Consider the following 7,182-nt stretch of genomic DNA (forward strand, 5'->3'; position numbering starts at 1 on the left):
GCACTCACATATCGACCGGCGCCCTGTGCGCCGGTTTTTTTGTCACGCGCTCCGGCACGTCGCGTTCGCCGGCGACGGTATCGGCGACAACCGGAATGCGCACGATGAAGCGGGCGCCGCCCTCGTGCGCGTCTTCGTAATGCACGCCGCCGCCGTGCAGCACCATGATGTCGTGGACGATCGCGAGGCCCAGACCCGCGCCGCCGTCGACGCCCGTATCGCTCTGTCCGTCGCCGCGGAAAAACCGCTTGAAGAGTTCCGCCTGCTGTTTCGGCGGCACGCCCCCGCCGTTGTCTTCGACGACGATTTCTGCCATCGTCCTGCCGTCAACTCGTACCTGTGAGACGCTCACGGTGATGCGTCCGCCGTCATAACGCACAGGCGGAACGTATTTCAACGCGTTATCGAGCAGATTTGCGATCACTTCGTGCAGCAGCACCGGATTGCCGCGCGCGATCAGCGGGTGGTCGTTGGTCGGATCGTCCAGACGCTGAAAGCCGAGATCGACGTGAACCGCGAGTGCGCGCGGTACCCATTCCGCGCCGGTTTCGAACGCGAGCGCGGCCATGTCGACGTTCACGAAGCGCGCCGCCTGTTCGCCCGGCTCCGCGCGCGCGAGCGACAGCAGCTGGTTCGACAGCCGGACCGCGCGATTCGCGGCGGCGCGCAGTTCATGCACGGCGGCGAGCACCTGCTTCGGCTCACGCGCGATGGCGGCCTGCTCCGCGTGCAGCTTGACCGCTGTCAGCGGCGTGCGCAGCTGGTGTGCGGCGTCGGCGATGAATTTGCGCTGCGAATCGAGTGCGGTTTTCAGGCGGTCGAGCAGACCGTTCAGCGCGCTGGTGAGCGGCCGGATTTCGATCGGTACGAAGGTTTCGTCGACCGGTTCGAGCGACGTGTGCGTCTGCCGGTTCAGTGAATCGGCGAGATCGGTGAGCGGGTTGAGCTGCTGGTTGACGACGCGCCACACGATCACCCAGCCGGCGAGCAGCAACAGCAGCAGCGGCATCATGATCGCGACGAGAAACTCGGCGGCGATGCGGAAACGATGATGGACCGGCTGTCCGACCTCGACGACGATCGGATTGCCCTGCGGCTGGTTCACGCGCACCTGCGCGACACGCACGCTCGTGCCCTCGTGCTGCGCCTCGAACACATACGCGTAGTGCAAGCGGCGCACGCTCGTGCCTTGCAGCGGCAGTTTGGGGTCGCCGGCAATTTCGGTTTCGCCGTTGCTGATGCGATAGACGAGCTGTTCGACCGGATCGGAGAACATCGCCTGCGCGAGCGGCGGCACGGTGATCGACGCATCCGGGCCGGCGATCTGCACCTGACGCGAGATGGCCGTGGCAAGATCAGCGAGCGAACGGTCGACGACATGCTGCGTGTACTGCCATGCAAGCCAGTAAGCGATGAGCCCGCTCATCAGCGCGAGCAGCGAAAGAGGAGCAGCGAGGCGGCGCAGCAGCGAGCGCCGCAGGCTGTTCGCGACCGGATGGGGCATGGTCGAACGCGCAAAAGAGATCAACGCGGATCAGATTACTCCTCGTCCGCGAAAAAAGCCGGGTTTGGCCGGATGTCCCGATTCAACAGGACGCCCGGCGATCGGCCCGGCCCAGTCATGCCGCCCGAAAAAGCGCGGTTACGCAGCCTGGCGAATTTCCTGCAGCAGATAGCCGAAGCCGCGCACCGTGACGATTTCCACACGGCAGGCTTCGAGCTTTTTGCGCACCCGGTGCACGTAGACTTCGATCGCGGTGTCGCCGAGATCGCCGCCGAAGTGCGTCAGGTGATCCTGCAGTTGCGCCTTGCTGACCACGCGGCCGTGGCGCAGCAGCAGCATTTCCAGCACCGCGAATTCGCGCGGCGACAGTTCGAGCGGTTTGTCGTCGTTGAAGATGCGGCGGTCGACGCCCGACAGACGCACACCGCCCAGCGAGACTTCCGGACGTGGCATGTCGCCGTGCGGGCCGCTGCGGCGCATTACCGCACGGATACGCGCTTCGAGTTCGGCAGGTTCGAACGGCTTCAGCATGTAGTCGTCGGCGCCGGAATTGAGGCCCTGAACGCGGTCGTTCAACTCGTCGCGCGCGGTCAGCACGATCACCGGCGTGTGACGGTTGCTCTGGCGGAAACGCGAGAGCAGCGTCATGCCGTCGATGCCCGGCAGACCGAGATCGAGGATCACGAGTTCGTGACGGTTTTGCGTGAGAGCCTGTTCGGCGAAAATGCCGTCGTGGACCATGTCGACCGTGAAGCCGGCTTGTTCGAGGCTACTTTGGATGCCGCGTGCGATGGGGCGGTCATCTTCGATCAGAAGGAGTCGCATGGATTTCGCTCAAGTACAATGGGTTTAGGCGTATCGTGCATGCGTTCGCCGGGGCGCCTGCTGCACAGCTTGTGCGGCGTTGCCGTGCGATGCGGTCATCGATTGATCACGAAAGCCATGTCCGTCATTACGATCAACGAACTCGAAGCCGCGATCAACTTCTGGCGCAGCCGCTCACCTTCGAGCGGCGACGAACTCAGCCTGTGCAAGGAGGCAAGCGCGCTCTCCAGGCCGTATGCGCAGATGATTGTACAGCGAGAGACCTGGCTCGCACCGGAACGTTTGGACGCGATTGCCCGGGAGGCCTGGGATTCTTACGTGCGCCTTAAAAACGGCCTGTAGAAGTGAAGGTTTGGTGGCCTGAATACCTGCAAAACCCTTTCATCAGCCATGTTCCGGCGGGTTTCCCCTGCCCCGGAGCGGTTTTTCGCTTTTTGCGTCACGAGTGCCGGGTTGACTTTGCGATGCCGTCGATGAAGCGGGCCAGCGCGATATCGCGCCCGGTCACGCCGTTCGCCTCGTGGGTGGACAGCGTGATGTCGACCTTGTTGTAGACGTTGAACCACTCGGGATGGTGGTCCATTTCCTGTGCCTTGATCGCGACGCGTGTCATGAAGCCGAACGCCTCGTTGAAGTCGGCGAACTGGAGACTGCGCGCGATCGCGTCGCGTCCCTCGGCGACCTGCCAGCCGTCCAGCTGGCTCAACTCTGTTGCGCGTGCTTCGGACGTCAGTTTCTGGATCATCGGGAATACCTCGCTCGCCAGGTTGTAAGCGCGTGGGCGCCGTGGCGCCGCGCGTGGGTGAGACTATTTTTTCACGGATAGCGAGGCGCTGCTGAACGCGGCGTCATGCGCCCGGACGTCACCGTAGAGAAGGGTGGAAATGGCGTAATCGTGCCGATATAGATGATGTTTATGCAATAATCATGCATAAAATTGCTGTTTAATGCGGAGAACGATCATGCTCGAACTGGATCACTTTGATCTGGCGCTTCTGGAAGTGCTGCAGCGCTTTGGACGCGCGACGCACCAGCAGCTTGGCGAGCAGATACCGCTGTCGCCATCGCAGATCGGCCGGCGGCTGCAGCGACTCGAATCGGCGGGTGTAATCGACGGCTATCGCGTCGTGTTGCGGCCCGAGAAGCTCGGGCTCGGCGTCACCGCATTCACCAGCCTGAAACTGAAGCATCACGGCGATTCGATCATCGAGCAGTTCCAGCAGCAACTCGACGTGCTGCCGGAAGTGCTGGAATGCCACGCCGTGGTGGGCGATGCGGATTATCTGCTGCGAATCGTGGCGCCCGATCTGAACGCGTTGTCATCGTTTGTGATGAAGAAGCTGATGCGCGTGCCCGGCGTCGACAGCGTGCGCTCCAATATCGTGCTCACCACGTTCAAGCGCAATGGGCCGCTGCCGCTCGGCCATCTTTCGCCAGGCGCGCCCGCTGCGCCCGCCACGTAACCGGGCGGGCGTTTCAAGGGTGGCCAGGCCGCTTCGGGTCACCTTCAACGGGCGGTTTCCAGCCCGGTTTCCAGCTCGGTTTCCAGATTAAGCAGGTCCACGTAGGAGACCGGCACAAGATCCGCTTCCGGCACACCGAGCTTCGCGAACAGCGCGTGCGCTTCGGCTTCGCCGCCTGCTTCGTCGTCGTCCTGCGCGAGCACGACCTCCAGTTCGATGAAATCGCCCAGACCGTCGACGCGGTCCAGATGAATCCGCGTGCGTCCCGTCAGATACACGTGGCGTTCTTTCGTGACGATGCCGCGTGTGGTCAGGGCCGTCGCCAGCAATGAGTGCATCGCTTCGGCGTTCGTGACCGGGCTGCGCGTGTAATACGAAGCCTTCGGGCCGTCGCGGTCGTCGCGCTGATAGAAGATCAGTTCGGCGGGCGTGCCGTCGTCGAACTGGCGCAGCTTCAGACGTCCACGCGGCACGTCGTAGAAGAAGTCCTGCTGGCGGAAGATCAGCGGCGCATCCGGTGAAAGCTGTGCGGCGCGTTCGCGTAGTTCGTCGAATTGTCTGGCGCGGGCTTTGATCTCGATGTTGCGGGCCATGTGAGACTCCTGTCGAAAGATAGGGCGAGCGGCGACTTCACGTCATTCGGTGAAGCGCGTCGGGATGGACCAACGGAGAGGCGGGAAAAAGACGGCCGTTGCGCAGTGCGCAAAACACGAATCTAGCAAAAAGCGCGTGACACTGTCTTTACATCACCCGGCACGGCGGAAGCTGTCATGAGGAGCGCTCATATCGTCCACTGCTGCTCGATCAGCTTGATGGCGGCGGCGATGGCCGGTTCGTCCTTGCGGCTCGCGAGCGAGATGAACGTGAGTTCGGTAGGCACCGTGATGCCCTCCACGATCGTCAGCGCGTGGGCGTGTGCCTCGGCGATTGCCGTGGCGTCGCGTGCGAGCGTGAGTCCGACGCCCGATTTGACGAGATCGAGCATCGACGGCTCCTGATCGACTTCAGCCACTTTCACTGGCTTGACGCCGGCTTCGCCGAACAGATGCGACAGCAACCGGTTGTGCGCCGACGCCGGCGGCGTCCAGATCCACGGCAGCGCGGCGAGCGCGCGCCAGTCGCGCGCGCCCTTGACGCGGTCTTTCCAGCCCGGGGGCGCGAGCACACGATACTTGAAGTGCGTCAGCGTGAGCGTGTGGAACGCCGCTTCGCTGCGACTTCCTTCGTCCGCAGGCTGGCCGATGTAATAACCGACGTCGAGTTCGCCCGCGAGAACCTGGTCGCGCACCCAGCCTGACATACCGTGACGCAGCGCGGTTTCGATATGCGGCCAGGTTTCGACGAGCTGCCGGAGAAAGCCGCCCAGCCGCAGGAATTCCGGATCGAGGATCGTGCCGATGCGCAGCCGGCCGCGCACTTCGTGGCGCAGCGCGGCGGCGGCGCGCTGCACATCGCTCGCCGCATTGAGCGTGCGCTCCGCGTGCGGCAGCAAAGCCTGACCGTCGCGCGTGAGCGTAAGCCCGTGCGACGTGCGCGTGAAGAGCGACACGCCGAGCGTTTCCTGCAGATGCTTGATCTGCAGGCTGACGGCGGGTTGGGTCAGATGCAGTTGCACGGCCGCGCGCGTGAGATTGCCCTCGCGCGCGACGGTAACGAATGCCCGGAGCAGAGTCAGGTCCATATCCTGATATTAGCCTGTCTTATATCGCAATTGAGCATAACTCATTGGATTTAGGGTGCCGGGGGCGTTTACGCTTCGGTGAACCGTGCGTGCAATGCATGCGTACCGATTTTCATCCAGGAGAAAAGATATGAGCGAGACAGACCAGGGCGCCCGCGTTCGCGCGCTGACCCACGTTATCAATGGGCGCATGGCTGAAGGCAAGAGCGGTCGCTTTGCCGACGTATTCAATCCGGCGCTTGGCAGCGTGAGCGCGCGTGTTCCGCTTGCGAGCGTGGCGGAGGTCGATGCCGCCGTGGCTGCCGCGAAGGCTGCGTATCCGGCGTGGAGCGCGACAGCGCCCATCAAGCGCGCCCGCGTTCTGTTCCGGTTCAAGGAGTTGCTTGACCGTCACCACGATGAGCTGGCGGAGTTGATCACGCGTGAACACGGCAAGGTGTTTTCCGACGCGAAGGGCGAGGTGATGCGCGGCATCGAGATTGTCGAGTTCGCGTGTGGCATTCCGAATCTGCTGAAGACCGACTTCACCGACCAGATCGGCGGTGGCATCGACAACTGGAATCTGCGTCAGCCGCTGGGTGTGGTGGCGGGCGTGACGCCGTTCAACTTCCCGATGATGGTGCCGAGCTGGATGTTCCCGGTTGCGATTGCGTGCGGGAATACGTTCGTGCTGAAGCCGTCGGAGCGCGATCCCTCGGTTGCTGTCCTGCTTGCTGAACTGTTGAAGGAAGCCGGTTTACCGGATGGCGTATTCAACGTCGTTCATGGCGACAAGGTTGCCGTCGATGCGCTGCTGCAGCATCCCGATGTGAGCGCGCTTTCGTTTGTCGGTTCGACGCCGATTGCCGAATACATTTACACGGAAGGCACGAAGCGAGGCAAGCGCGTGCAGGCGCTGGGTGGTGCGAAGAACCATCTGGTTGTGATGCCGGATGCCAATCTCGACCAGGTTGTCGATGCGTTGATCGGTGCCGCGTATGGATCGGCGGGTGAGCGCTGCATGGCGATTTCGGTTGCGGTCGCGGTGGGACACATTGCCGACGACCTGATCGAGCGGCTGACACCGCGGGTGAAGGCGCTGAGGATTCGCAACGGGATGGATTCAGAGGCCGAGATGGGGCCGCTCGTGACGTCGGCGCATCGCGCGAAGGTTGCGGGATTTATCGAAGCGGGCGTTGCGGCTGGCGCGAAGCTTGTGGTGGATGGACGTGGACATCAGGTCGATGGTCATGAGGCGGGTTTTTTCCTCGGCGGGACCTTGTTCGACGATGTGCAGACCGACATGACGATTTATAAGGAAGAGATTTTCGGTCCCGTGTTGTGCGTGGTTCGGGTGCCGGATTTTGCTTCTGCTGTTGCGTTGATCAACGCGAACGAGTTTGCTAATGGTGTGTCGTTGTTTACCTCCGACGGCGGTGTGGCCCGTGCTTTTTCGCGGCAGATCGAGATCGGGATGGTCGGGATTAATGTGCCTATTCCTGTGCCGATGGCATGGCACTCGTTTGGTGGGTGGAAGCGGTCGCTGTTTGGTGATCACCATGCTTATGGGGAAGAAGGCGTGAGGTTTTATACCCGCTACAAGAGCATCATGCAGCGGTGGCCTGACAGTATTGCCAAGGGTGCTGAGTTTACGATGCCGGTGGCCAAGTAGAGGGTCTGGTTTTTGTTGTTGTCGTTGTTGTTGGCCTTTCCTTGTATTGGTGTTGGTC

The 7,182-nt window shown here is 62.4% G+C and carries 8 protein-coding genes; 3 read left to right on the forward strand and 5 right to left on the reverse strand.

The features are described from left to right. Window positions 1-4: 4 nt before the first annotated feature. The gene (locus tag LPA37_RS26615; protein ID WP_228978676.1) at window positions 5-1,504 is read right to left on the reverse strand and encodes a sensor histidine kinase; all 1,500 of its coding nucleotides are present in this window, start codon (window positions 1,502-1,504) and stop codon (window positions 5-7) included. Between the two features lie 138 nt (window positions 1,505-1,642). Continuing rightward, window positions 1,643-2,329, reverse strand: coding sequence for a response regulator transcription factor (locus LPA37_RS26620; protein ID WP_133661401.1), 687 nt, complete (start codon window positions 2,327-2,329; stop codon window positions 1,643-1,645). A 117-nt stretch (window positions 2,330-2,446) separates the two neighbouring features. Here LPA37_RS26620 and LPA37_RS26625 point away from each other — a divergent pair, with 117 nt between their 5' ends. Next, on the forward strand, window positions 2,447-2,671 hold the full coding sequence (locus tag LPA37_RS26625) for a DUF3717 domain-containing protein (protein WP_228879868.1): 225 nt from the start codon (window positions 2,447-2,449) through the stop codon (window positions 2,669-2,671). A gap of 97 nt (window positions 2,672-2,768) precedes the next feature. Here LPA37_RS26625 and LPA37_RS26630 read toward each other — a convergent pair whose 3' ends face one another. Then, the gene (locus tag LPA37_RS26630) at window positions 2,769-3,095 is read right to left on the reverse strand and encodes a 4a-hydroxytetrahydrobiopterin dehydratase (protein ID WP_267478212.1); all 327 of its coding nucleotides are present in this window, start codon (window positions 3,093-3,095) and stop codon (window positions 2,769-2,771) included. A gap of 196 nt (window positions 3,096-3,291) precedes the next feature. Here LPA37_RS26630 and LPA37_RS26635 point away from each other — a divergent pair, with 196 nt between their 5' ends. Then, window positions 3,292-3,792 (forward strand): Lrp/AsnC family transcriptional regulator, encoded by a 501-nt coding sequence (locus tag LPA37_RS26635; protein ID WP_228978672.1) that lies wholly within the window; start codon window positions 3,292-3,294, stop codon window positions 3,790-3,792. Between the two features lie 44 nt (window positions 3,793-3,836). On the opposite strand, the gene LPA37_RS26640 is transcribed toward LPA37_RS26635, so the two are convergent. Together LPA37_RS26640 and LPA37_RS26645 are read right to left on the reverse strand one after the other, a co-directional pair. Further along, the gene (locus tag LPA37_RS26640; protein ID WP_228978670.1) at window positions 3,837-4,385 is read right to left on the reverse strand and encodes a class IV adenylate cyclase; all 549 of its coding nucleotides are present in this window, start codon (window positions 4,383-4,385) and stop codon (window positions 3,837-3,839) included. A gap of 188 nt (window positions 4,386-4,573) precedes the next feature. Further along, window positions 4,574-5,473, reverse strand: coding sequence for a LysR family transcriptional regulator (locus LPA37_RS26645; protein ID WP_228978667.1), 900 nt, complete (start codon window positions 5,471-5,473; stop codon window positions 4,574-4,576). 130 nt (window positions 5,474-5,603) lie between these two features. On the opposite strand from LPA37_RS26645, the gene LPA37_RS26650 reads away from it, so the two are divergent. Next, window positions 5,604-7,124, forward strand: a complete 1,521-nt coding sequence (locus LPA37_RS26650; protein WP_228978665.1) for a CoA-acylating methylmalonate-semialdehyde dehydrogenase — start codon at window positions 5,604-5,606, stop codon at window positions 7,122-7,124. Window positions 7,125-7,182: the final 58 nt, after the last annotated feature.

It is taken from the genome of Paraburkholderia gardini (genome assembly GCF_907164545.1).
In the GTDB taxonomy this organism is placed as follows: domain Bacteria; phylum Pseudomonadota; class Gammaproteobacteria; order Burkholderiales; family Burkholderiaceae; genus Paraburkholderia; species Paraburkholderia gardini.